Origin of the sequence: Corynebacterium sp. HMSC14B06 (assembly GCF_001807075.1) — a bacterium.
Classification (GTDB): Bacteria; Actinomycetota; Actinomycetes; order Mycobacteriales; family Mycobacteriaceae; genus Corynebacterium; species Corynebacterium jeikeium_D.
On sequence record NZ_KV787362.1, the window covers coordinates 202,408 to 227,903 of the forward strand.

Consider the following 25,496-nt stretch of genomic DNA (forward strand, 5'->3'; position numbering starts at 1 on the left):
TTCTAAAACCTCTAGTCAGAGTCGCCCATTTCACTTTCAATTCGCCGGGCCAACTCTTTGCCAATCAAATGAGGAATTCCAACTACTAGTGCATTACCCATGCAAAAGGCACGATGGCCGTCGGTCATTCCTGTGTCCGTCCATCCCTTAGGGAATCCTTGCAGAGCATCCAGTTCATCTGGAACTAGACGACGCAGTCTTCCATCCACCTTAACCACATGCTTGAAACGGGAGGCCGATTTTCCGCCTTCACCAGTCAAAATCGTTCGGGAGGGCTTTTCCGTCGAGTCCGGGAAGGACATACTCCCCTCACTGTACAAATACGTAAAACCAGTCTTTTTATTGACTCGTTCTTCGCGCTTTGAACCCTTCAGATACTCCCACTTATGAACTTCATCCGCGTGAATAACGAAAGAATCTGGAACAGCAGACTCATCAACAAGGACATCCCCAAGAACTTGTCGAGGCCCATCATAGGACTCAACCACAGAAAATGTCAGCGCCTTGAAGTTCTGCATTATGCCTCCAGTTTCGAATGGAGACTTCTTGGCACCTAGTGAAAACGTCTTTGTTGCTTCATATGGATCCTCTGGAATCACAACTTCTGTGAAATGCAGAGGTTCCTCAATTGGTAAAGCCGCGGCCATGATGCCATCCTTAGCGCGCTGCTCTAATTCCCAGGTGCCGGGATTCTTAACTGCATAGATGTAGACCCGCTTACGTCGCTGCGGAAAACCATACTCAGCACTATTAATCACCCTCCACTCGACGGAGTAGCCGAGGTCACCGAAGCACGACAACATAATTGCAAAGTCGCGACCTCGCTGAGTAGCAGGGCTCTTCAGCAATCGATCAACGTTTTCCAACAAGACATACTTGGGGCTCTTTAGCTTAAGGAACCTGTAGATATCCCACCAGAGGACACCTTTTTTCCCTTCAATCCCACCTGCTTGCGATAGCGGTTTGGCAACTGAGTAGTCCTGGCACGGAAACCCTCCCACAACCATGTCTACATCGGGAATTTCGAACAGCCCGGCTTCCGCATTGTCGAGAACAACGTTGATGTCTTCATTCACACAGCTGTTCTCCCCGAACCTGTTTACATAACAGCGCCATGCAAACTGGCGAGCTGGAGTTCCTGGTGGTTCCCACTGGTTAGCCCACACGGTCTCAAATGGTCCTGCCGCCGGAAGAGATGCTATACCGTCGCTTTGATCCTGATAGCCGTCTAAGCCGAGGCGAAAGCCACCTACTCCCGCGAACAATTCGGCTACGCGAATGGTTTTATCAGACACGTTTCTCCAATCGCTACTGTGTTCTGATACGTCAGAGTGATTCTAACCATGACACAGAGGCCGGATCAAACTGGCCGATAGTTAACCAAAACCGCCGCCTTATTCGAACACTATTTCTAAATCTCTAGGAATTTAGAACCCGACTGATCTCATCACCCACGTACCCCGCGTTCAACCAAAAGGACTTTTTGACCACAGTTTCACCTCGCGGAGTAACAGCTGTATCTGCCTTGTTTCGAGCCTTCGGCCGAACGTGACAGCAACGGTTCTCCGTACTCTTAACCGACTCGCTAGCGCGCCCGTCGATTACACGCTCCCGCATCAGGTCGTAACATGCACGTGCCTCTACCAAGTCAGAGTCAGGCATCTGCCAAAACAGTACGTCCGCTAGTCGAAACTCTCCAAGATTCGACTCATCTTCGCAGAAGACAACAAAAAGGTACTTCTGCGCCAACTGCTCACTGAACTCGCTTTGCTCGAAATCTTGCTCCACCAAATCACGGTAGGAAAACCTTGGAAAAGATAGGGATTCCTTGGGCTTTCCATTTCTCTTCAAACGGATAACCTTAGGGACGATCCCAGCTTTTACAAACTCAGCAATTTCAGATTCCTTGTCCACACCGAGAATACTCTTAACAATAAGACTGCCAATATGCTTAGGAAGGCGGGTGTTACTGTAACCCAAGCCTTCAGCCAAGCTAGTAAGGGTACGATTCATATACGGCGCGAATCGCTTCTTTACCAGCCCAAGCAAATCCATATCTGCTTCTGATTGCTTTCGTTCAATCTCTTGAGCATTAAGCATGCCGTTGAGAATGACATCAATATAACTCCGCTTAAAGGCCCATGCCCGAGGCTTCGCCGGCTCATCCGAGAATGGCTGCTTCCGCGTAATCGTGCTATTCGCTGCCTTAGTACAGGCTTCCAGGTACATCGTGTCACCAGATGAAATGGTGTGCGCTTGTCCTCGTCGGACCTTCTCCTGAATCAATTCCCAGTCACTGCGAAGCTGGACAATGTCATCCTGCGACAGTTCCCAAAGCTTCGCGAGAAGAACCTGGTAATCGACAGGATTCTTATCCTTTTCAAAAAGGTATGCCACTAATAGCATGCGGCTAATCTTGGCCAGCAGATGCGACTCAACCCACTGTTCCTCAGGGAGTGAAAAGTAGTCAATCATCGAAAGGACAAGACGTTCCTTTGCGGAATAATCACCTTTTTTAGTCAATTTCATCGGCGTACTTTTTAGTTCGACGCCTATTTTTGTAAAGTCTGCTTCTGCATTACTGTTAGCCGGAATCTTGAAATAGAGTGTCTCTAACGCGGAACCGAATGCCCCTCGCTTTACCCTCGGATCATCCAAATCCTCGACACCAAGTGCCTCTCGAAGAGATTTTCCGACTATCTTTTCGGCGTAGTTTACAACTGACTCCACATCAGAATCGTCATAGCCTAGCTCAGTCGAAAAGCTCTTCATAGCAAAAAATGTCCCATCACTCGATTCCTGCATATCTCTTTTCGTATGCTGGTGCGTTTAGCTTATATAATTTTGCGGCCAAAATACGAAAGCCAAACCCCTACCCCGCCACTGTGGCGGAATAGGGGGTTGAACGGAGCGTCGTAAAGCGAACGCCCTATCTACGAGACTGCGGTGACCTGATTAGAACAGGCTCGGCAGGTTCGCCTGCGAGGAAATGTTGCTGACAGACTGCGTTGCCTGAGCGGTCGCACCCGACAGCTCCGGAATCGGCAGCTCCGGGAGAGACGGGCTCTCCGAGATGATGTCGGCAATCTCCGGCGGGACCTCGACGCCCTCTGGGAGCAGCTCGCCAATCGGGCCCAGCTCCGGCTCTTCCTGTGGGACGTGCTGCTTGGTGTACTGGGAGTCCTCGTCAATCGTGCGGAACTCGGACTGCGGTTCAGTGGAGGTCTCTACCTTGAAGCGCTCGTTGACCTGGCCGTCCGGGATGTCGTACTGCTCTTCAAGAGCAACGTCAATCGGCTGGAAGCGACTCAGCGGGCCGATGCCCATGGAGTTAACGCCAATGGCCTCGCGAGTCTCCGGGTTGAAAGCGTTTCCGCCCGAATCGCCGTGGTCAATCGGAGCGATAGCCCAGACACCATTGCGGACTCGGAAGACCTGGAAGCCGCAGCCACGGCCGGTACGGGAACCGTCGGTGCACACGGGCTCACCGAGGTTGTCGAAGGAAATCTCCATCGGCTCGAGAGTGCGCTTGTCCTCGATACCGACGATCTGAACCGGCTCGCCGTGGACGTTGCCGAACTCATCAACAGAGTGGGACATAGAGGTGGTCTTGATGTCGTCCTGAACCTCAATGATGCCGTAGTCACCGCTATTGAAGAGGTCGTTGAAGAACTCCGGCATAGTGGTGTTTTCGTCGAAGTCACCCTCTTCCGGCATGACATCGGTGCCCATGTAGTCCTTGTTGACCAGCTTGTCGCCATCCTTGGTTGGGATGAAGAACTGGCCGGTGACCTCTTCGCCGGTTTCAGTATCCTTCGCCACAACACAGTGGCCGGCAGTCATGATGACACGATGCGAAACGCCATTCTGATCCACAACGGTGCCAGGAACTCCCAGAGAGCACATCGGGGACTGAACATGACGTCCATCGATGTTCTTGCTACTCGGGAACGGCATTCGCAACGGCGAGCCCGGGCCGATGACAACATCCGAGTTTGCCGGTGCAGCCTCAGCTACCGCGATTCCGGGCACAAAGCCACCTGCAGCTACCGACAGTGCAGCCGTAAGTGTGGCGACCTTCTTCGAACTGACCATAGTGTGCGCTACTCCATTTCTGTACAGAAAACTTGTCCCTCTCAGTGTATTAGGGACACCTTTACAAAGCTCTCCAAAAATGGAACCTAGGGTGAAATTCTCAGTCGAGGAACCGTTCAATCGCCTTCACGGCACGCGCATTACGCATCAAAAAGCTTGTTCAACAGCAATGCAAGAGCCAGAACCATCCGCCTTGGATGATTCTGGCTCTCTTAACGGTTCGGGGGTGATTTTTGTCAGATTCTCAGACTGGTGCTAGCCCTCAAAGCTTGGAAGCTGAATTTCTGCCAACTGAGGCAGCTCAAACGGCTGTGACGATTGTGGCAATTGGGGCGATTGTGGCAGCTCAGGCAGTTGCGGCGACTGCGGCAACTGGTCCACAAGATCAGTTAACTGCGGTACAGAACCTTCCTGAGAACCCTGCGAATTCTGCGTCCGGGCGTACTCCTGATCCGCCGCCATATCCTCGTTGAGGGTGCGATAGGTGGAGTCGCGCTGAGCCGTGGAATCCGATACCTCGAAGTGGTCGTTTACTTGACCGTCGGGAATGCCGTAGGCCTCCTGGATGGCAATATCCGCGGGCATCACACGCGAGACCGGACCGAAGGTCATCGAATTCACGCCAATAACTTCATTTGTGGTCGGATCGTAGGCATTTCCGCCCGAGTCACCGTGGTCAACGCCGATACCAACCGTCCAAATGCCGTTTCGAGCCCGGAATACCTGATAGCCACAGGCACGTCCGGTACGCATGCCGTCCTTACAGATAGGTTTGCCAAAATTATCGAAGGAGACCTCGCCACGCGGCAGATCTTCATTGTCTTGAATGCCAGTCATCGCTACAGGCTCCCCGTAGCTCTGACCATTTTCATCGATGGAGTAACTTGCGCCGGTAGTTTCTACGTCTGGATCAAGGTTGATTACTCCATAGTCTGCACCATTAAAGGCCGCCGGCAACGACTCCAGTCCGGCATCTTCCTGCGGCACTTCCCAACGGTGAGCACCTGTCGTACCAATGCGCTTATCGCCTTCGGTGGTTGGCACATACACCTCACCGGTAACGATTGGCAGACCCACATCCGGAGCATCATTCACACAGTGCCCTGCGGTCAACATGACCCGATGCTTTTCCCCATTGCGGTCCGTCACCGTTCCCGGAACACCCGCCGAACACATCGGCGAGTTGACATTTCGGTGCCCATCCCACGGGCTTCCCTCCATGGGAGTTCGAATCGGGTCACCCGGACCAACCACGACAGCATGTGCCGCGACCGGGGCTGCTAAGGACAAAAGTGCTGCGAAAGCCGATACCGCCATTCGACTTCTTGCGTGCTTCATTGAGACGAATCTTTCAAATTTTTAGTTTTCCTTTAGGACCATCCCCCACACTAATCCACCACCCCACCCCCAGAAATAGCGTTTTCTCAGACTCTTGGACTTTTACAAAAGTCGTTATCGAATCGTTTCCACAACCCCACATGTCCCTGCAATAACACCAGGCACCTAGCCAATTGACTACCCCCACTTGGGTAGCCAATTGATGCTAAACATATCTCGAACATTAGTTCTATATGTTCGAAAATGCGAGTCCGGGGTGTTCGATAACTTGTGAGCCATGAACACAGCAGACGAGTTTCCCATTCATCGCCGCCTAGCTCTTCCCCCACTATCCGCTACCTACCGTGCAGAATGTTTCGAAGACCTCGACCTCATCCGCACAATCCTCTGCCACCCCACCATCGCCCGTAGGCATTCGCCCGGCGCGCTAGATCACACCTTTTCGCTTCCCGACGGGCCTGTGGTCACCGTCCGCGCGTCGCGGATAGCGCTTCCTCGCGCACTGGTCTCTCAGCTTGCCGACGTGCACGCGGAATACTTCATCCTGAAGGATGAGCCCATGTTCATGTACTCCGTTTCCGTCAAGGTGGCATCCTCATCGGAGGTAGTCCTCCGCGGAATTGGCGGTTCGAATCGGACGCGGGAAGAAAACCGCCGACGTACTCGGGCTGTGGCTGAGGCTCTCCATCGTGCGCAGGACTGCAGCAAGATACACGAAAACGGCACTGACCTCGCACTCCCCGGGCGCCGTTATAGCTGGATTGGCACCAGGGGCGCGCGGCCACTGCCGTGTCCTAACGAGCTCTTTTCTTCTCGCCCATCAGCGGCTTAGCACTGGTCACAGTGCTGCCACAGTACGGCTACTCGCTGTCGTCGCCTTCTTCGTCGTCCTCGTCGTCATAGTCGCCATCGTCATAGAGGTCATCATCGTCGTCATCGTCATCATCATCCCCGTCCAAGGAGGCAACGTGATCAGAGTAGATATACTCCGCGTACCCGTCATCGACGGGTGCCAGCTGATCTTCCCATTCCTCTGCGCGGTCTACCACGAGCGCAAGGACATCCATCAGCTTGTCAAAGTCCTTGAAGGTGCCCAGCGTCAGAACCTCATTGCGCAAGGTCTGGATGTCAGAGTAGAGGTCAGCGAACATCTTGCGACGGTCATCATCGGTGAGAACCGTTTCGGTGTCCGAGTCCCAGAACTCTGCGATGGCCTGGTCGACAATGTCGTCCAAGTTCGCGTCCTGGGAGATGAAGCGGACGTGTGCGCTGGGCTCGTTATTGTGGGCAGTTACCAAAACCTGGACCAACGAGGAGGTACCAACTTCGGAGGTGACCAAGGTTGCCTCTTCGGGGTCCTGTTCAAACTCCAGGTCAGCAATGCGGTCATCATCACCATCGAGCAGAGTGCGCAGCAGGCCAACAACCTGGTCAGTAGCTACATGGTGGGCGACTGCCGCGACGGCGTCTTCGACGGAGAATACAGCGGAGACCAGAACAGCTTCGAACTCGTCGTCCTCATCATCCACATCGGCAGCGGCTACGTAAACTTCGGCAGCCGGGATGTCCTCATCAATGGTGACGAACTGAACCTCCAGGTCAGAGGTAATGGGAACGAAGAGGGTGTCATCGTTGACACGACTTTCAATGCCCTCGCGGTCCAGTGCCGCAGCAATCTGCTCGAAAAAGCTCATGGGTGGAATCCTCCCTTGAAAGATAATTGGCCTCTACCCGCAGCCAATCGTAGCGACAAACGCGCAATCATGGGGCGGCTCATGCCCCCGACAATTGTTGCGAAAGATCACGCCGGCAGTGCGCGTGCTACATCAAAGCCGCCAACGCGGCCGGTTGAGGGGCAGGCCGCCAGCTGTCGATTCTCGAAAACAGAGCGCTCAGTAGCGTGCCCAGAGCTGATGGCGTTCCTCACGCGAACGTTTCGGACACGAGACACACAGATCGGCGTCTGGGCTGTGATAAATCATGCAGCAAGTAGCTCTCTCCAGGTGAGTAACTACATCGAAGTCCGGTTCTTCTCCCGATTCAGCAGCGGCTTCATCCCAGGGGCGCACCTCGCCTCCACAGGAATCCATGAAACGAGGAAGAGGGACCTTATGTACTCGCTGTACTCCCTCAACGACATGTTTGCCAATAAGCGCTCCGCGCCAGGGCTCCATCAGCTCATTACCGGCGGATATTGCGGCATTAGCTACGGCATCGGCAGCCACGGCCCAAAGAGGAGCAGGCTTGATTTCCCCGACTTCTCCAACAACCTGAGCCAACGGCTCCAAGAAATGGGCCAGTGCTTCGCCGGAATCCTTCAGCTCATCCGCATCCTCAGCAGAAATGCTTTCAAACTGTTGAGCTTGGAACCCGACCCAATAGTCATCTCGGAGAAATGTGAACCAAGAAGACCACTGCCACACTGGAACTCGATCGGAAACCAACACGCATGCCAGCGATGGCCCTACCAATGCTCCGCACATGGACCACCACCACAACTGGGCCTGGAAACGGGTATCCACCTCAACCTCGGGCATGGGAAACAGCCTTCTCCCGGCCTCAATTCCGGCGGCTACAGCTTCGGTAGAAAGGTGCCACTCCGCAGCGCCGTCGTGAGGCATGACATCTGCGGAAAACCGAGGAAAGTCCGCCAAAAGCTGGGAGTACTCGGGAGGCAATGCGGCGCCCCGCATGACATCGTTCACCAGTCTCACCCTTCTATCCGCTGTGGTAGTCGCCGTACACGTGTCTATTTTTCCACCGACTACGGAATTTCCCCACAGCTCAGTAGTGTTTATATGGGCATATGGCTCTCAACGGACCCGTTTAGGAGGTCTACTACTTTGTTCCAAAAGACGAAGAAGGATTCAACTCGCACAGTAACTGATGCAGTGAACTCAACCCCCGAAGCAATCGAACGTGATGCCGGAAAACTGGGAACCCTTCTTATCCAAACCCTGGATAAGACCATGAGCTGGCAGTCATCTGCCATCACCGGGTACGTCAGTTCCCTGCACAAGCGCAAAAAAGATGAAACTCCGGCGCAGGTACAGGAACGTATTGATTCCCACTACCTGAACCTGGTCACCGGCACCGGTGGTGCAGCTGGCGGCAGCGCAGTTCTTCCCGGCGTCGGCATGATTACGGGCTTGGCTGCGGTTACCGGTGAATCACTGCTGTTCCTGGAAGCATCAGCCTGGTACACACTGGCCTCAGCAACCCTGCGCAATATTGACATCACCGATCCACAACGCCGTCGCACGCTGATTCTTGCGGCCATGAGCGGTTCTGAAGGGACAGCTATTATGGCCTCCCTGCTTGGCGAGGAATCGCTGCGGAAGCAGACCAAAACTTCCGTGAATTCCCTACTGCCACGGCTTGGCGTTCCGCAGCTGGGTGCAGCAAACCGTCTGCTAATTCGCGAGGCACGCAAGCGCTTGATGAAGAACGCTCGTCTGGCCATCATCGGCAAGATTTTGCCATTTGGAATTGGCGCCGTGGTTGGGGCCTCCGCAAACCGCAAGCTCGGTGGCATTCTTATCAGTTCCACTCGCGCATCTCTGGGCCCACTTCCCCAGGATTGGTCGGACTTTGAACGAAAGCTACCGGCTAAATCCAACACCTCTGAAGACTCGAAGAAGGACTCAAAGTCATCGAGGTTCTCTATTCCCTCGGCGCTGAAGTGGCCGAAGAAAAAGAAGAATAAGTAGTTCCTCTTACCCCGATTACCCTTCAGCGACGTTTTTCAATGGAAGAGCGGTACCCACCATGGCCCAGAGCAAACCCCTCAGAACCTCTCCCATGAAGTTCTTGTGGAAACAGTCTCTTCACAGGCCGCTACCGCTCTATGGTGTCGTTGTTGCAGCGCTAATCGTTGTCGGGGTGGAGTCCGTACTTCCGCTTCTCACTAGAGATGCCATTGATGTGGCAACGGGCTCTTCCGATGGCGGTGTCCCCGCGCGCCTGCTGCCTTCCCTAACTCCCCTGCAGGCAGTCATTTCCGTATTTCTGGCCATCGCGTTAGTACGCTTCATCGCCCAGGTGGGGCGCAGATTCTTCTCCGGCAAACTCTCCATTGATGTTCAGCACGACCTGCGACTAAAAATCCTTCGCTCCCTACAAAACCTCGATGGTCCAGCACAAGACCGAGTCAACACAGGCCAGGTTGTATCGCGGTCAATTTCCGACCTCCAGGCGGTGTCCGGACTACTGGCGATGTTGCCGTTGACGCTGGGGTCCGTCGTCAAGCTGTTCATCACTATCGGCATCATGCTCGCCCTCTCGCTGCCCCTGACGCTGGTCGGCCTCGCCGTGGTGCCAGCGATTGTCTACATTGCAGTGAATTCGCGTGACAAACTCCATGCCGCAACCTGGGCTGCCCAACAGCAAGCAGGCGAGATTGCCGGACAAGTCGAGGAAACCGTTTCCGGCATCCGTGTTGTCAAGGCGTTTGCGCAGGGTGACAACGAAGTTGTGAAGATGGAGCGTAACTCGTCTCTGCTCTATTCCCTCCGCCTGCGAGCGGCAAAACTCAGCGCTCGATTCCAACCGGCGCTGCAGTCGTTGCCGCAACTGTCCCTCGTCGGAAATATCGCGGTCGGTGGCTGGCTAGCGATTCACGGACACATCACCCTAGGCACGTTCGTAGCTTTTGCCACGTATCTCACCAGCCTGACTGCCCTGTCGCGTCTGGTCTCCAACATGGTCATCTCGATACAGCTGACGTCGGCAAGCATCGACCGCATTTCCGATGTCATCGACGCCCGACCAGACAACCCCGAACCCACCGACGCGCTTCCTCTCCCCGACGGCCCCGTTGGCATCAGCTTCAACCACGTCACCCACAGCCGTGGCGGACGCACGCTTATCGACGATGTCTCATTCTCCGTCGCGCCAGGGGCGACCTTAGCGTTGATTGGCCCACCGGGGTCCGGAAAGACTATCGCCACGGAGTTACTCGGCCGTCACTATCTGCCGGATTCGGGAACTATCACTATCGATGCGCCCAGCCACGGCACATCCACAGATACCGCGCGCATTCTCTCCAGCGACGTATATGACGCTATTACTGTCGTTCCGGACTCTCCTTATCTATTTGCGGGCACGTTGCGTGAGAACATCGCATTCGCCAATCCCGCGGCGTCCCAGGAAGAGATTATCGCCGCAGCGACCGCCGCCCAGGTCAACTTCGTCGACGACCTGCCTCAGGGGTGGGACACAGCCATCGGCGAGCGCGGGCATAATCTCTCCGGCGGACAAGCTCAACGCGTGGCATTAGCACGGGCATTCCTCGCCCGTCCTCGAGTTTTGGTTCTCGATGACGCAACCTCAGCAATCGATGCTGCAACTGAGTTGGAAATCTTCAACGCGCTGACCTCACAGCTGGCAGATACGACTATCGTCATCGTGGCGCATCGATCTTCCACTCTCGAGCAGGCGGACCACATCGCCATTTTCGAAGACGGTGCCATTACCGGCATTGGAACCAAGGCCGAACTGATTACTTCTCATCCGCGCTTCACCGAGCTGATGGACATCGACCAGAGTGCCTACCCCGAAATCGAAAACCTCGTTCTCGACCCCATCGACAGTGAGGACCCCAGCCCCGAGGAACTCTGGCCCGACGAATCCGCACCAACCTCCGACGACTCCACGTCAGACACCTCTGCGCGGCTTCCCAGAGACGCCACTTCTCAAATGACCCGCGGGGTAGGCCAAGCCGGAGGCGGTCCAGGTGGACCCGGTGGCCCTGGTGGTCCCGGTGGTCGCGGCGGCGGGCGTGGCGGCATGGGGGCGGCTCTCGCCAATGCTCCTGCGACGCCAGAGCTTCTCGAGCGTGTGCGAAACCTCCCACCCGCTAGCGAAAAACCGCGTGTACCAGCTCGAGCACTCGACAACTCCGAGCCTTTTTCTCTGCGCCGGCTGCTCTCCTACGTCCGCGGCCTATTTATAAGCGTCATTGCGCTGCTGGCCCTCATTGCCGTTGCCGATCTCGCGTTCCCCATGCTCGTGCGCTACGCCATTGACCACGGCATCCGTGAGCACAATGAAGCCGTGTTGTGGGCCTGCGCCGCAGGCGGTTTGGCGACAGTCCTCATCAGCTGGATTGCCGTAGCCACAAATGCTGTTATTACTGCGCGCACTGGTGAGCGGCTGCTCTATGCCCTGCGTGTGCGCTGCTACCGCCACCTGCAGTCGCTTGGCATTAACTACTTCGAGGCCAATCGCTCGGGTGCCATCATGACGAGGATGACAACCGACATCGACGCGCTGTCCTCCTTCCTACAAACGGGATTGGCAGAGGGCGCGATTGCCACGTTCACTCTGCTCGGTGTCTCAGTGCTGTTGCTTGCCACACAGGTGTCACTCGCCGCGGTGGCGTTGGCGACGCTTCCCATCATTGTGGCGGCCACCCTGGTATTCCGCCGAATCTCCTCACGCCTATACAAGGCTGCACGCGAGCAACTTTCCTTGGTCAACGCTGATTTCCAGGAGACCATTGGTGGGCTTCGCGAGATTCAGATGTACCACCGCGTCGCCGATATCGAATCTTCCTTTGCCGAGGGATCCGATAAGTACCGCGCAATTCGTCAGCGAGCACAGCTGGCCGTGGCCTTATTCTTCCCCGGCATCAACTTCGTCTCTGAGTTGGCAACAGCTGCGGTGTTGGCTGTCGGCGCACAACAGGTTGCTGCGGGAACTACGACACCCGGCGTACTCGTCGCCTTCACGCTGTACCTGGGAATGCTCTTTGGCCCGATTCAGCAGCTGTCCCATGTTTTCGACGGCTACCAGCAGGCGAAGGTCGGTCTCAATCGCATTGGTGACCTCCTACAGACCGCCCCCATGCCAGATCACGGCACTACTGACAGCGCGTCCCGTGCAGCTGCTGGCGACCTGCGCTTAGACAAGGTGACTTTCTCCTACCCCGCCACCAACTCTGAGCACGAACGCCCGCAGGTCCTCGATGCTCTCGATTTGCAGATTCCTGCCGGAGAAACAGTCGCAATTGTCGGATCCACCGGTGCCGGAAAATCAACAATCATTAAGTTGTTTGCCCGTTTTTACGATCCAGTTGACGGTGTGGTGCGAGCCTCTGAAACTGACATCCGCGACTTCCCTCTTAACGATTGGCGACGCACCCTCGGCTATGTCCCCCAAGAATCACACCTATTTTCGGGGACAGTAGCAACAAATATTTCCTACGGTCTGCCGGACAGCAGTCATGCTGAAATTCAGCAAGCCGCGAAGAATGTCGGTGCTCTCAGCACCATTGCCAGTCTGCCCGGCGGCTTCCACCACCCCGTCGGCCCAGATGGCCGAGGACTCTCCTCCGGACAGCGTCAACTCATCGCACTCGCTCGTGCCGAAATGATGCGTCCTGAACTGCTGCTTCTCGACGAGGCCACCGCGACACTCGACCCTGCAACTGAGTCGGCAATCCACGAAGCCACTGACCGTGCGTCGCGTCAACGCTCGGCAATTATTGTGGCCCACCGCCTGGCTACGGCAGCTCGGGCCAACCGGATTTTGGTACTTGACCACGGACGTATTGTCGAGGACGGCTCCCATGATGAGCTTCTCGCGGCGGGTGGCCAATACGCAGAGCTCTGGAGCAAGTACCATATGGGGAGCGCGACGGTGTAGTAATTCAGAATTTTCGTTATCCTTGAATGACACTTTGACGCTTGCGCTCATTAGAATAAACGTGAGTTAGTAAAACTAAGACGAAAAGAGGCGAGTACCTGCCGTGAGCAGCGACATGAGCTTCGGCCAGAACGAATGGCTGGTCGACGAGATGTACCAGCAATTCCAGAAGGATCCACAATCTGTGGGTCAGGAATGGCGCGAATTCTTCGCAACCCACACCCCGTCCCAAAAGGACGGGGACCTTTCCAACATGGCAAAGCCAGCAGCAGCCACGAAGGAGGAAGCTAAGGCAACCGGACGTCGTGAGTCCAAGGGGGTCGAACCAACCAAGACCCCGAACAAGCCGGCGTCTCCGAAGCCGAAGAAGTCCCCGATGGATGCAGCAGCCAAGGTTTCGGCTGTTGAATCCGGCGAGGAGCCTCTGAAGGGCGTCGCACGGGCTATCGCTAAGAACATGGATGTCTCCCTGGAGATGCCGACTGCTACGTCGGTTCGCGATATGCCGGCCCGTCTGATGTTTGAAAACCGCACCCTGGTTAACAATCATCTGGCACGCGCCCGCGGCGGCAAGATTTCCTTCACCCACATCATTGGTTACGCCATGGTGAAGGCTGTCATGCTCCACCCGGATATGAACAACAACTACAAGGTGGTTGACGGCAAGCCAGTTCTGGTTACCCCGGAACACATTAACCTCGGCCTGGCCATTGATATGCCAGCTAAGGATGGCTCTCGTTCTCTCGTAGTTGCCGCTATCCGTGAGTGTGAGACCCTGACCTTCAAGCAGTTCGTCGACGCCTACGAGGACATCGTCGTTCGTGCTCGCCACGGCAAGCTGACCGGTAAGGACTTCCAGGGTGTCACCATTTCCCTGACCAACCCGGGCGGCATTGGCACTCGTCACTCCGTCCCGCGCCTGACCAAGGGCCAGGGCGCGATTATCGGTGTCGGTTCCATGGATTACCCGGCTGAGTTCGCTGGTGCTTCCGCTGACCGTCTGGCAGAGATGGGCATCGGCAAGCTGGTGACCATCACCTCTACTTACGATCACCGCATTATCCAGGGTGCAGAGTCCGGCGAGTTCCTGCGTACGATGAGCAACCTGCTTGTCGACGACAAGTTCTGGGATCACATCTTCCAGACCATGCGCGTCCCGTACACCCCAATCCGCTGGGCACAGGACCTGCCGAACACGGGTATCGACAAGAACACCCGCGTTATGCGTCTGATCGAGGCCTACCGCTCCCGCGGTCACCTGCTGGCGGACATCGACCCGCTGCGTTCTGACCAGCCGAATACTTCCGCTCCGAACCACGCTGACCTCGATATCGAGGAGCACGGTCTGACCCTGTGGGATCTGGACCGCACCTTCAACGTCGGTGGTTTCGGCGGCAAGGAGACGATGACGCTGCGCGAGGTGCTTTCTCGCCTGCGCAACGCATACTGCCTCAAGGTCGGTTCCGAGTACGCTCACATTCTCGACCGCGAAGAGCGCGAGTGGCTGGAAGAGCGCCTTGAGGGCGGCCAGCCGAAGCCGTCCCACGCTGAGCAGAAGTACATCCTGCAGAAGCTGAACGCCGCCGAGGCATTCGAGAACTTCCTGCAGACCAAGTACGTCGGACAGAAGCGCTTCTCCCTTGAGGGCGCAGAGTCGCTGATTCCGCTGATGGACTCCGCCATCGATACCGCTGCTGGTGCTGACCTCGATGAGGTCGTCATCGGTATGCCACACCGCGGTCGACTGAACGTGCTCGCAAACATCGTCGGCAAGCCACTGCGCCAGATCTTCACCGAGTTCGAAGGCAACATCGACCCGGCACAGGTCGGCGGTTCTGGTGACGTCAAGTACCACCTGGGCACTACTGGCCGTCACATCCAGATGTTCGGCGAAGGCGAGATCGACGTCACCCTGACTGCGAACCCGTCCCACCTCGAAGCCGTCAATCCGGTCGTTGAGGGTCTTGCTCGTGCACGCCAGGACAAGATCAACAAGGGCGAAGAGGGCTACTCCGTCATGCCGCTGCTGCTGCACGGTGACGCTTCCTTCGCCGGCCTGGGCATTGTCCAGGAGACCCTGAACCTCATGTCCCTGCGTGGTTACAAGGTCGGCGGTACCGTCCACATCGTGGTGAACAACCAGATTGGCTTCACCACTTCACCGGACTCCGGTCGCTCCTCCTACTACGCAACCGACATCGCCAAGGCCTACGGCTGCCCGGTCTTCCACGTCAACGGTGACGACCCGGAGGCTGTCGTCTGGGTCGGCCAGCTGGCTGTTGAGTACCGTAACCGCTACGGCAAGGACGTCTTCATCGACCTGGTCTGCTACCGCAAGCGCGGCCACAACGAGGCCGATGACCCGTCCATGACTCAGCCGCTGATGTACAAGATCATCGACGAGAAGGAAAGCGTTCGCGCTCAGTACACCGAGGACCTCATCGGTCGCGGTGATATCTCCGAGGAAGAGTACGAAGCAGTACGCCGAGACTTCCACGACCAGATGGAAGCGGTCTTCAACGAGGTCCGCGCAGCTCAGGACGCGAAGCCGGGCGAGCAGCACGGTATTGCAGGCTCCCAGCCGCTGCCGCACGGTCTGGAAACCGGCATTGACAAGGCAGAGATTGTCGAGATTGGTCAGTCCTACGTCAACCTCCCTGAGGGCTTCAAGATTCACCCGCGTGTTGCGCCGGTCGCTAAGAAGCGCGCGGAGATGACTCAGGAAGGTGGCATCGACTGGGGTATGGCCGAGCTGCTGGCAATCGGCTCCTTCACCGGTGCTGGCATCGACGTCCGCTTCGCAGGTGAGGATGTCCGCCGCGGTACCTTTACCTCTCGCCATGCAGTTCTGATTGACTCCGAGGACGGTTCGGAATACAACCCGATCGACGCCTACGGTAAGTCCAAGAACGGCGGCCGCTTCATGATCTACAACTCGGCTCTGACCGAGTACGCAGGCATGGGCTTCGAGTACGGCTACACCCTGGGTAACCCGGACGCAGCAGTGTTCTGGGAAGCACAGTTCGGTGACTTCGCCAACGGCGCTCAGACCACCATTGACCAGTACGTTTCCTCCGGCGAGGCCAAGTGGGGTCAGACCTCCAAGCTGATCCTGCTGCTACCGCACGGCTACGAGGGCATGGGCCCGGACCACTCTTCGGCACGTATCGAGCGCTTCCTGCAGCTGGCAGCCGAGGGCTCCTACACCGTTGCTCAGCCGTCCGAGCCGGCTAACTACTTCCACCTGCTGCGTCGCCACGTCCTGTCCGACCTGCACCGTCCGCTGGTTGTGTTCTCGCCGAAGTCGATGCTGCGCAACAAGATGGCAGCGTCTGCTGTCGAGGACTTCACCAACCCGAACAAGTTCCGCTCAGTCATCGATGACCCGAACTTCGAGTCCAAGGACAAGTCCGGCATCAAGACCCTGCTGCTCTGCTCCGGCAAGATCTACTGGGAGCTGGAGAAGAAGCGCAAGAAGGACAAGCGCGACGATCTTGCAATCGCTCGCCTGGAGATGCTGCACCCGCTGCCGCACAACCGCCTCCGCGACATCTTCGAGTCCTACCCGGATCTTGAGGAAGTCCGCTGGGTTCAGGATGAGCCGGCTAACCAGGGTCCATGGCCGTTCCTGGCACTGAACCTCCCAGAGGTTCTGCCGGATATGCCGAAGCTGACCCGCGTTTCCCGCCGTGCACAGTCCTCCACCGCAACTGGTGTGGCTAAGGTACACCAGATTGAGGAGAAGGCTCTGCTGGAAGAGGCTCTCAAGTAGGTCTCATTGACTGGTCTTCACCAGTTAGCGTGTGAACGCTAAGGGGCTCCAACCGTTCGGTTGGAGCCCCTTTCCTGTTGCTTGGGCGATCGTTGCCAGGCATCAAGGGCGAATAGTCAAAAAGCGTGTCCGGTCGGCGTGCCACCGGGTCGGCACCATTTACTACTTAGTCCTCAATGCGAGTTACTGACTACGTTTATGACAAAAAGATCCCGAAAAATGGCATGAAAGTGTCATAAACTCGCACAGTTTCACATTTGCAGCCCGCATTCATGGGTTATTCAACAAACTTGGCGGCAGCCAACAGCAGATACGCGTCAGATACCGCCACAACTAGCCCCCGCCGCCCCGACTACGCCTTGTCCAGCCACTCCTGAGCGACCAACTCAGGGCTGGCGCCACCAGCCACAGCCCGGGTCATCAGCTTCAAGTCCTCAGTGCTCAGCGAACCCGCAATCTCATTGAGCACGCGGACTCGATCATCTCGGTCCAACGCTGGCTTGACGTAGAAAGGCACAAGCCATTGCGGCAAGTCAGCCCCAGCATTGTCAGCTGACACATCCGCGCAGCCCTGTGCCATGCCCGCGTCGGTGGCCATAACTTCACCCGGCAGCGACCGCGAAAATGCGTCGTACACACGGTCGCGCCACTCGCCGCTGAACTGCTTGTCCGGGGTGGAGTCGTCCGCGTATTCCTCCGCCAGTGAAGCCGCCGACGCAGGGTCGCTCAGGCCGAGTAGCTCACCTGTGCATCCGAAGGAGACCAGGACCGCTTCATTGCGTACGGCCCGCAACCGGTCGTCAGCATCGCGAATGCCGACGACCTCCGCTTGCCGCCCTATCCTCTCAAAGCTCTGCGCATACACGTACGCAAGAGCTGCTTGCTCAGGGTTGCGTAGGTCTGCCCCGACAGTCACCACCGCCTCCTGCTCGGGAGGAACGGGCATCTGCGGATCCAAATCAGAACATGCGGCAAGACCGAACCCCGTCGCCCCAGTGACCAATGCCAGGGCGGTAAAAGTGCACGCAGTAGCCGTGGAGCTACCCTTGCACCCCATTGAGCGGATGCGAAAGTGGAACCCGGCGTTCGCACGTCTAAAATCAATCATCGACACCAGCGTAACCTACGAACGGATTGTGAGGTCACCCAGAATGGGCGAAGAGAAAAGCCGCAACATCAGCGCTTCGGCGAAGGCTCGCAATCCGCGAACTAGCTCGGCCAGTCAAAGCCAAAAACCGTCGGCCACAGGAAAACCCGGTAAAACCGCTCGGGCGACGAATGCGGCTAAATCCGCAGCGAAGTCGGCTGTCTCGAAGGTGACGCGCACCAACGGCTCGTCGTCAAGCACAGGAACAGGACAGTCGAGGGCGGTGCGCGATGCCCTGCGCGATTGCGGCGTCTACATCGGCGGCAAGCGGTTGCCGGGCACCTACGACCACTTCTCCGGGCTGTCCGAGGTACGGAATTTTGGCGAGGGCTTCACGTGGCTGTCGTTGTCGCGCCCCAACGCGACACAGATGGATGCCATCGCTGAGCTTTACGGGCTGGATGAGCTGACGGTGGAGGACGCACTGACTAACCGCCAGCGCCCCAAGATTGAGATCCACGATGATCACGTTGTTTTTGTTATTCGCTCGATTCACTACTCCCCGGAAGGTCTCGCGGATGACGAAAATGAGATTATTCGCTCCGGCCAGCTGATGATTGTTATCGGCCCGGAGTACGTCATCACCATTCGCATGGGCATGCCTAGCTCGGATATGCAGCGCATTAGCGCACGCGTGGAGAACACCACCGACGCCATCGACTACGGCCCCGCGGGCGTGCTGTGGGCACTGACGGACAACCTCGTCGATGCGTACCTGCGCATCGCTATGCAGCTGGAAGATCGCGTGGAGATCATGGAAGACGAAGTCTTCGAGCCGAACTTGGATTCGGATATTGAGGACATTTACATCCTCAAACGAGAGATTCTGGAAATGCGCCACGCGATCGATCCGCTGACACCGGCACTGCGCTCCCTGATGAATCTGCGGGAAGACATCATGCCTAAGGACGTCAGCCGTTATCTTTCCGATGTTCTCGACCACCAGCTCGCCGCCGCGGACCTCGTCTCCGGACTCGACGAACGACTCTCCGCCCTCATCGACGCCGCCGCCGTGAAAATCCAGCTGCAGCAGAACCAGGATATGCGTACCATCTCGGCGTACGCGGCTATTCTCGCCGTCCCGACCGCCCTGGCCGGCATCTACGGCATGAACTTTGACCACATGCCCGAGCTGCACTGGGAGTACGGCTACTTCATCGTCCTCGCCATCATGTTTGCCATCGTGGCGTTTTTGGTGTGGGTCCTGCGCCGCAACAAGTGGCTGTAGGTACTGCTTCTGGCAGGCATCGCTTTACGACGGATACAGCAACCTACCCGCGATTCCCACCGAGCGCCCGCTGCGCCAACAGGTCACGGGCCCGCTCGGCATTGCGGGGATTGCACAGGACGTCGTAGCGACGGGCAACAATCTCCGTTGTGCTCGAGAAATCCCGCTTGCCGTTTTGCATTGCGTACGGAACTGCGGCCAGCACGATGCCGAAGATGGCGCCCATACCGAGGCCAACAATCAGCGGACTAACCCAATCCTCCTGGAAAAGCCCCAGAATCAGGCCGAAGAACAGGCCCATCCACAGCCCGTACAGCGCGCCGCCGCCGAGCACCTTCGGCCAGGTCAGCCTGCCAACCACGCGCTCCACCTGCATCAGGTCAACACCGACGATGGTGAGGTCGGAAACCGGGAACTCATCGCGATCACTGAGCGAATCCACCGCCGCCTGCGCGTCGGAGTAGTTGGTGAAACTGCCCACCGGCCACCCCTCGGGTACCTGGCGCTGAGGCAACCGGGACTTCATGCTCTGTTCCCGGCCGCTCCCCCAACCGCTGCCCGCTTCCCCATTTGCCATCGGTACTCTCACCGTTCCCTTGCAGTTGTTGTCACAGTAAAAGGTGACTAAGTTGCTAAAAATATTGCTAAAACTATCGCTATAAAGCGTTCTATCAAGGACAACGTCAGACGGTTGGCAATTGTTCCACCGCCTGGTCCGCCGCCCGTTCCACCGCCACCGCGCTTGCCGGAGGGGTGGTCGCTGTGACCGTCGTAAAGCGGCAAACTACTGATTTTGTCAGTAGTTCTTTGTCTTGCGGGGTCTCACGATAAGATTCACTACATAATGTCTACGATTACTGAAGCTGAAGTTCGCACCGCCCTGGCGCAGGTCGAAGATCCTGAGGTACGTCGCCCGATTACCGAGGTTGGCATGGTCAAGTCCATCTCGGTGGCGGACAACAATGACGTGGCCGTGGAGATTTACCTCACCATCGCCGGTTGCCCCATGAAAAACACCATCATCGAGCGCACCGAAGAGGCGCTGAACGGTATCGAGGGCGTTGGCAACGTCACCGTCACGACCGATGTGATGAATGACGAGCAGCGCCGCGAGTTCCGCAACGCCGTCCGCGGCACCGCCTCCGAGCCTGTGATCCCGTTTGCCCAGCCGGACTCCCGCACCCGCGTGTTCGCCGTCGCCTCCGGTAAGGGTGGCGTCGGTAAGTCCTCCGTGACCGTGAACCTCGCCGCCGCGCTGGCCGCGAAGGGCCTTTCTGTCGGTGTCCTCGATGCCGACGTCTACGGACACTCCATCCCGCACATGATGGGCTCCGAGGAAAAGCCGCACCAGGTCGACGACATGATCATGCCTCCGCAGGCGCACGGCGTGTCACTGATTTCTATCGGACACTTCGTCGACGACAACGCACCGGTTGTCTGGCGTGGGCCAATGCTGCACCGCGCTATCCAGCAGTTCCTCGCAGACGTGTTCTGGGGCGACCTGGACGTCCTGCTTTTCGACCTGCCCCCGGGAACCGGCGACATCGCCATCTCCGTGGCGCAGCTCGTGCCGAACGCTGAGCTGCTGATTGTTACTACCCCGCAGATGGCCGCCGCCGAGGTCGCAGAGCGCGCCGGCACCATTTCGCTGCAGACCCGCCAGCGCATCGCCGGTGTCATCGAGAACATGAGCTGGATGGAGATGCCGGACGGCTCCAAGATGGAGGTCTTCGGCGCAGGTGGCGGCGAGACCGTTGCCCGTCGTCTTACCCAGATCACCGGCGGAAAGGTCGAGCTGCTCGGCCAGGTGCCGCTGGACACAGAGCTACGCGAAGGCGGCGACAAGGGCACCCCGATTGTCCTGTCCAAGCCGGATTCGGGCGCGGGCGAGGCCCTGAACGCCATCGCTGACAAGCTGGTTGTTCGTCGCGAGTCGCTCGCAGGCAAGTCGCTCGGCCTGGGCGTGACTCCGAAGTAGGCCTTCGCTTTACGACGATCACAGCGACGCCCCCTCCCCGGTAGTTTCGGTGCCGGGAAGGGGGCGTCTGCTTTTGTGGCTGCGGTGTCTGGGGCGTATGTGTTGTGGGTGTTTTCGGCGGTGCATCCATCAAAGCGGCTGCGTGCACTTACTGACTAGGTTTATGACACTTTCGTGGCAAAATTTGTGCTCAAAGTGTCATAAACCTAGTCAGTAACTTGCGGTCGGGAACGGTTTGCAACCTCTATAGGTTGTCGTCGTCGACCCAGGCCTGCACCCCACGGGGCTGCTGAGGTTGTTGCGGCTGCTGTGGTGTTTGCTGTGCTTGCTGTTGGCGGGCCTGGGCAACTGGATCCTGCCACGTCCCCGGCTGCGGGAGCGGCTGCTGCGACGGAGCCGGCTGCACTGGCTGGTTCGTATTGGACTGCTGGTACTGCTGACCCGCAGGCCCGGCCGCTCCTGCAGCTCCGGCTGCACCAGTTCCGCCACCACCCGCTGCGGGCTTACCGGAGAGCATGTCCAGGTAGGTGTCATCGCCGTCGAAAAGCGTCCTGGTGATGGCGGTCTTCGGGTTGAGACGACGGAGATCGTTGAGCTCCTGCAGCGGCTTGCGAAGATCGTCGAAGTCTTCGCCGAACTCGTCCGAGAGGTTATCGCGTGCGTCATTGATTGCGGTGCGCGCAGCCAAGAGCAATGCGCGGACGTCCTCAATTACCTTCGGCAACCGCTCAGGTCCGATGAGAATTAGTCCGAGGATAAAGAGGACAAGAATCTCGCCCCAGCCAACATTAGAAAACACGTTATACCACCTTAGTTACAGTGCACCTCGCATGCAGCATTGCGTGGCCAAATCCACCAAATCTGCTAAATCCGCAGAAACCAGCGCCCCCTACTCCGGCGTGATCTTCGCCTCCAGCTCGGCTCCGTGGCGAACGATCTTCAATACCGCCTCATTACCAGCGCCAACAGTCCACAGCGCCACCGTGAGCTCATCTGCGGACGATACCGCGCGGTCTCCCACAGCCGTAATCACATCGCCTTCCTGCAGGCCTTCCCGGTCGGCAACGCCTCCCGGCAGGATGCTGGCAATCTCGGCACCAGTCAGTGCGCCATTGGAAACCGTGCGCGCTGTCACGCCAATCCCCGGATGAACCGGCTGCTCACCGGCGATGAGCTGCTCCGCGATGGCAACGGCTGAATTGATTGGAATCGCAAAGCCCAACCCCTGTGAGCCACCCGAACTACTGAAAATCACCGTATTAATACCGATAATGGCACCGCGGATATCCACCAGTGGACCACCCGAGTTACCCGGGTTGATGGAGGCATCGGTCTGAATCGCATCGGCGTAACCGTCCGTGTCGGTCCCCTCAGCAGCCAGGCGCACCGGGCGATTGAGCGCCGAGACAATGCCCGAGGTCACCGTGCCGCCAAGCCCCTGCGGCGAGCCCATCGCAATCACTGTGTCACCGACCGCAACCGCGTTGGAATCACCAAGCTGCGCCACAGTCAGCCCCGCAACATCTTCGACCTTAATCACAGCGAGGTCGGTCTTCGGGTCGCGGCCAATAATCTTGGCCGGCACTTCCTTCAGCTTTCCGCCGTCCCAAAACGTTACGGAGACCTGCATATCCTGCCGGTCCGCCACCGCCGAAACGACGTGGTTATTCGTCAAAATATGACCGTCACCATCAATGACAAACCCCGAGCCCACGCCCGAGACCTCACCGGCACTGACCGCAATCGACACCACCGCGGGACGAAGAGCCTCCGCCACCTTGCCGATTTCAGTCAAATCACCGTTGCCCGGCCGCCCCTCGATCTGCTGCAGCTCCACACGCTGGTAGTCCGAGCGGAAAGACTTGCCAGCCCAACCGCCAACAAAGCCGCCAACACCGCCAATGAGCAGCACCACGGCCGACGATGCCGCAATCACACGCCACGGCACCTCGCGGCCAAAAATCACTTCCCGCGCGCTGACGCGGGGAGCCGTCTTCGGGCGAGGCTTCTTTTTCGCTTCGGGTTTGCGGGCTGGACGCCCCGTCGTCATGCGTGACGACGAATCCTGCCACGGCGAATACTCTTGGGCGGTCGCACTGGTGTCGTCGTCAAGCTTCTGCCCTGGAGCACGCTGTAACCCGCCAGTTGCGGCGGCACGATCGGAGTCCGGGGCGAACGCGGAATCATCGAAAGAGCGATGTTTGCCCACTAGTGACTACCACCTTTACGAAAACCGCGAACGATCTGCTCCAACGCGGCACTCAGCGACTCCGGCGGACGGTGCGTGAGATGCCGCGCCGACCGATGGGGCTCTGAGTCCTCGCAACTGCCTGCGAAATCAGCAATACGAGCGCGCAGCTCAGCTGGAATGTGCAAGGGCGCACTATCACGCAGACGCTTGGCTGCCTGCCGCTGCTTCGCGACCTCCCGGCGACACTCCGGGCATGCCATCAGGTGCGCCTGCGCACGACGCTCAGCTACGACCGACAACTCGCCGTCAACAAAAGCGGCAATCGCCTCGGTGCCGAGATGCTCCGTTGACAAAAAACGCTTGTCATCGCCCTGCTGAATCACAGACTGCAGCACCTCCAGAAATCGCACCTATTTAACTAGCCCCACAATAGCCGCTCCCGCGGATTGAGTGCGGGAAATCTAGCCTGCGGTGACCGACTCCGGCAGCTCCTGTCGTTCCTTCTCCAGGCGCTCCAACGTCGCCCGCAAGCTGGAACGTGCCCGGTGAATACGCGAACGCACAGTGCCCATCTTGAGCCCAAGGGTGCTGGCAATTTCCTCGTAGGTCAGCCCCACCACATCACAGAGGACAACCACCGCGCGATAGTCCGGCTGCAGCTCAGCCAGCGCGATTTCCAAATCCGGGTCGAGCATCGCGTCATCGACGGCCTGCTCCGGCGTCTTCAGCGTGCCCGGGACACGGTCGTAGTTCTCCGGCAACGCCTCCATCCGGATGACCTGCCGGTGCCGGACCATATCCAAAAACAGGTTAGTGGTAATCCGGTGCAGCCAGCCTTCAAAAGTGCCGGGACGGTATGACTTCAGCGAGCGGAACACACGCATGAATGTTTCCTGCGTCAGGTCTTCCGCGTCCTGCTGGTTACCAGTTAACCGATATGCGAGCCCATAAACACTATCCGCGTGGGCCTGGACCAGCTCCGACCACGACGGCATCTCCCCCACACCTGCGTCAAAAGCCGCGGTGCCGGACAGTTGCTCAGTTACGTCAGCGGACGCGGCGTCCTCGCGGCTGGCGCCTACGCTGACTCGTTCGGACTTGACTCGTTCGGGCATGAGGTTCAGTGTTCCTTACCAACCTTAGGTTTGTAGTGACCTTACCCTGAAAATAGTTTGAGAGTCCAGACAAACTTGAGGCTTGTTTACCCACCTAGTCCGGCACTGACCGGCGCGCCCCGCTGCCCTGCCCGAAGTTTTTTCCTACGCTATAGAACGTGTCCGAAACGAGTTCTTCTGCTACCCCGCTATCCGCACGTGACGCTATTGCACAGCACGTCAACAACACGACCGTAGTCTCCGAGGCCCTTGAAAGCGCCCGAGAGAGCGCTCGCGAATACGGAGTTGCCGTCCCCGATACGATGACCGGCGCCGCTTTGACCTCGCTCATGGCTCTGACCAGTGCCCGCCGCGACGGTCACCCCGCCGCTGTCATCGCATCGCCTGCGGCAGGCGTAGTCGGTTTGCACCTGGCCGCCGGCCTCGGCGATGACGGCGTTCTCACCTGCATCGACCCGGAGCTCGAGCACCAGTCTCTGGCAAAGTCCGCTTTCCGAGCCGCAGGCATCCGCCCCAACCGACAGCGCTTCCTGCCTTCGCAGCCGCTGGAGGTCATGGATCGACTGGCCGCCGACTCCTACGACTTGGTCTACTTGGACGTCGCCCCGGCGATCCTCCGCGCCGCCCAGGAAAAGGCCTGGCCGCTGCTTCGCTCCGGTGGCGCGCTCGTCCTGACCGGCGCGCTCCTCGACGGCACTGTCGCTGACTCGTCACGCACTGACCGTGACACCGTCGCTGCCCGTGAAGCCGACGAATATATGCTCCAGCTTGACGACGCTTACGTGATGCGCCTACCTCTAGCAGCTGGCACCACTGTGCTGGTGAAGAAGTAGTTTTCTACTGTTGGCCGGCTGGCTAGCGGCAGCGGTGGGCCGAGCCGAGTTACTGACTGCGTTTATGACAGCGGCGGCGGGTCAAGCCAAGTTACTGACTGCGTTTATGACAAAAGTGACCCGGTAGGTTCAGGCGGTGAATGCATCACCAC

General features: G+C 57.9%; 19 protein-coding genes. 7 read left to right on the forward strand and 12 right to left on the reverse strand.

Going from position 1 to position 25,496, the window contains the following annotated elements:
* Positions 1-11 precede the first annotated feature (11 nt).
* The 4 genes from dcm to HMPREF3130_RS03890 form a co-directional block, all read right to left on the reverse strand.
* Positions 12-1,295: a DNA (cytosine-5-)-methyltransferase gene (dcm, locus tag HMPREF3130_RS03875; RefSeq protein ID WP_069358840.1), complete on the reverse strand. Its 1,284-nt coding sequence runs from the start codon at positions 1,293-1,295 to the stop codon at positions 12-14.
* Positions 1,296-1,419: 124 nt separating this feature from the next.
* A complete protein-coding gene (locus HMPREF3130_RS03880; protein WP_069358841.1) occupies positions 1,420-2,805 on the reverse strand; it encodes a Sau3AI family type II restriction endonuclease in 1,386 nt (461 codons plus the stop codon).
* Positions 2,806-2,955: 150 nt separating this feature from the next.
* Entirely contained in the window at positions 2,956-4,095 is a 1,140-nt protein-coding gene (locus HMPREF3130_RS03885) for a trypsin-like serine protease (RefSeq protein ID WP_242451381.1), read from the reverse strand.
* A 255-nt stretch (positions 4,096-4,350) separates the two neighbouring features.
* Complete coding sequence (locus tag HMPREF3130_RS03890) at positions 4,351-5,433, reverse strand: chymotrypsin family serine protease (RefSeq protein WP_242451380.1); 1,083 nt, start codon at positions 5,431-5,433, stop codon at positions 4,351-4,353.
* A gap of 277 nt (positions 5,434-5,710) precedes the next feature.
* On the opposite strand from HMPREF3130_RS03890, the gene HMPREF3130_RS03895 reads away from it, so the two are divergent.
* On the forward strand, positions 5,711-6,265 hold the full coding sequence (locus HMPREF3130_RS03895) for a hypothetical protein (protein ID WP_070429349.1): 555 nt from the start codon (positions 5,711-5,713) through the stop codon (positions 6,263-6,265).
* 28 nt (positions 6,266-6,293) lie between these two features.
* Here HMPREF3130_RS03895 and HMPREF3130_RS03900 read toward each other — a convergent pair whose 3' ends face one another.
* Together HMPREF3130_RS03900 and HMPREF3130_RS03905 are read right to left on the reverse strand one after the other, a co-directional pair.
* Positions 6,294-7,127 (reverse strand): hypothetical protein, encoded by an 834-nt coding sequence (locus HMPREF3130_RS03900; protein WP_048732832.1) that lies wholly within the window; start codon positions 7,125-7,127, stop codon positions 6,294-6,296.
* A gap of 198 nt (positions 7,128-7,325) precedes the next feature.
* Positions 7,326-8,138, reverse strand: coding sequence for a (2Fe-2S)-binding protein (locus HMPREF3130_RS03905; protein WP_070429350.1), 813 nt, complete (start codon positions 8,136-8,138; stop codon positions 7,326-7,328).
* Between the two features lie 186 nt (positions 8,139-8,324).
* Here HMPREF3130_RS03905 and HMPREF3130_RS03910 point away from each other — a divergent pair, with 186 nt between their 5' ends.
* The 3 genes from HMPREF3130_RS03910 to HMPREF3130_RS03920 all read left to right on the forward strand — a co-directional run bounded on the left by HMPREF3130_RS03910 (position 8,325) and on the right by HMPREF3130_RS03920 (position 16,852).
* A complete protein-coding gene (locus HMPREF3130_RS03910; RefSeq protein WP_224783718.1) occupies positions 8,325-9,143 on the forward strand; it encodes a hypothetical protein in 819 nt (272 codons plus the stop codon).
* 91 nt (positions 9,144-9,234) lie between these two features.
* Positions 9,235-13,080, forward strand: a complete 3,846-nt coding sequence (locus HMPREF3130_RS03915; protein WP_168157910.1) for an ABC transporter ATP-binding protein — start codon at positions 9,235-9,237, stop codon at positions 13,078-13,080.
* Between the two features lie 103 nt (positions 13,081-13,183).
* Positions 13,184-16,852 carry a multifunctional oxoglutarate decarboxylase/oxoglutarate dehydrogenase thiamine pyrophosphate-binding subunit/dihydrolipoyllysine-residue succinyltransferase subunit gene (locus tag HMPREF3130_RS03920; protein ID WP_070429352.1) on the forward strand — a complete coding sequence of 1,223 codons (3,669 nt, stop codon included), beginning with the start codon at positions 13,184-13,186 and terminating at the stop codon, positions 16,850-16,852.
* 352 nt (positions 16,853-17,204) lie between these two features.
* Here the strand turns inward: HMPREF3130_RS03920 and HMPREF3130_RS03925 are convergent, their stop codons facing one another.
* On the reverse strand, positions 17,205-17,960 hold the full coding sequence (locus HMPREF3130_RS03925) for a type 2 periplasmic-binding domain-containing protein (RefSeq protein WP_070429353.1): 756 nt from the start codon (positions 17,958-17,960) through the stop codon (positions 17,205-17,207).
* A 43-nt stretch (positions 17,961-18,003) separates the two neighbouring features.
* Between HMPREF3130_RS03925 and HMPREF3130_RS03930 the strand changes: the two genes are divergently transcribed.
* On the forward strand, positions 18,004-19,227 hold the full coding sequence (locus HMPREF3130_RS03930) for a magnesium and cobalt transport protein CorA (protein WP_049190061.1): 1,224 nt from the start codon (positions 18,004-18,006) through the stop codon (positions 19,225-19,227).
* A gap of 43 nt (positions 19,228-19,270) precedes the next feature.
* Here HMPREF3130_RS03930 and HMPREF3130_RS03935 read toward each other — a convergent pair whose 3' ends face one another.
* Entirely contained in the window at positions 19,271-19,753 is a 483-nt protein-coding gene (locus HMPREF3130_RS03935; protein ID WP_042388577.1) for a YflT domain-containing protein, read from the reverse strand.
* Positions 19,754-20,071: 318 nt separating this feature from the next.
* Here HMPREF3130_RS03935 and HMPREF3130_RS03940 point away from each other — a divergent pair, with 318 nt between their 5' ends.
* On the forward strand, positions 20,072-21,205 hold the full coding sequence (locus tag HMPREF3130_RS03940) for an Mrp/NBP35 family ATP-binding protein (protein WP_070429354.1): 1,134 nt from the start codon (positions 20,072-20,074) through the stop codon (positions 21,203-21,205).
* A gap of 244 nt (positions 21,206-21,449) precedes the next feature.
* Here the strand turns inward: HMPREF3130_RS03940 and tatB are convergent, their stop codons facing one another.
* The 4 genes from tatB to sigE all read right to left on the reverse strand — a co-directional run bounded on the left by tatB (position 21,450) and on the right by sigE (position 24,511).
* The gene (gene tatB, locus HMPREF3130_RS03945) at positions 21,450-22,004 is read right to left on the reverse strand and encodes a Sec-independent protein translocase protein TatB (protein WP_070429355.1); all 555 of its coding nucleotides are present in this window, start codon (positions 22,002-22,004) and stop codon (positions 21,450-21,452) included.
* 90 nt (positions 22,005-22,094) lie between these two features.
* The gene (locus HMPREF3130_RS03950; RefSeq protein ID WP_070429356.1) at positions 22,095-23,414 is read right to left on the reverse strand and encodes a S1C family serine protease; all 1,320 of its coding nucleotides are present in this window, start codon (positions 23,412-23,414) and stop codon (positions 22,095-22,097) included.
* Entirely contained in the window at positions 23,414-23,806 is a 393-nt protein-coding gene (locus tag HMPREF3130_RS03955; protein ID WP_239271898.1) for an anti-sigma factor family protein, read from the reverse strand. Before HMPREF3130_RS03955 ends, HMPREF3130_RS03950 begins: the two co-directional genes overlap by 1 nt.
* 51 nt (positions 23,807-23,857) lie before the next feature.
* Positions 23,858-24,511 carry an RNA polymerase sigma factor SigE gene (sigE, locus tag HMPREF3130_RS03960; RefSeq protein WP_070429357.1) on the reverse strand — a complete coding sequence of 218 codons (654 nt, stop codon included), beginning with the start codon at positions 24,509-24,511 and terminating at the stop codon, positions 23,858-23,860.
* A gap of 158 nt (positions 24,512-24,669) precedes the next feature.
* Between sigE and HMPREF3130_RS03965 the strand changes: the two genes are divergently transcribed.
* Positions 24,670-25,344 carry an O-methyltransferase gene (locus HMPREF3130_RS03965; protein WP_049193703.1) on the forward strand — a complete coding sequence of 225 codons (675 nt, stop codon included), beginning with the start codon at positions 24,670-24,672 and terminating at the stop codon, positions 25,342-25,344.
* Positions 25,345-25,496 lie beyond the last annotated feature (152 nt).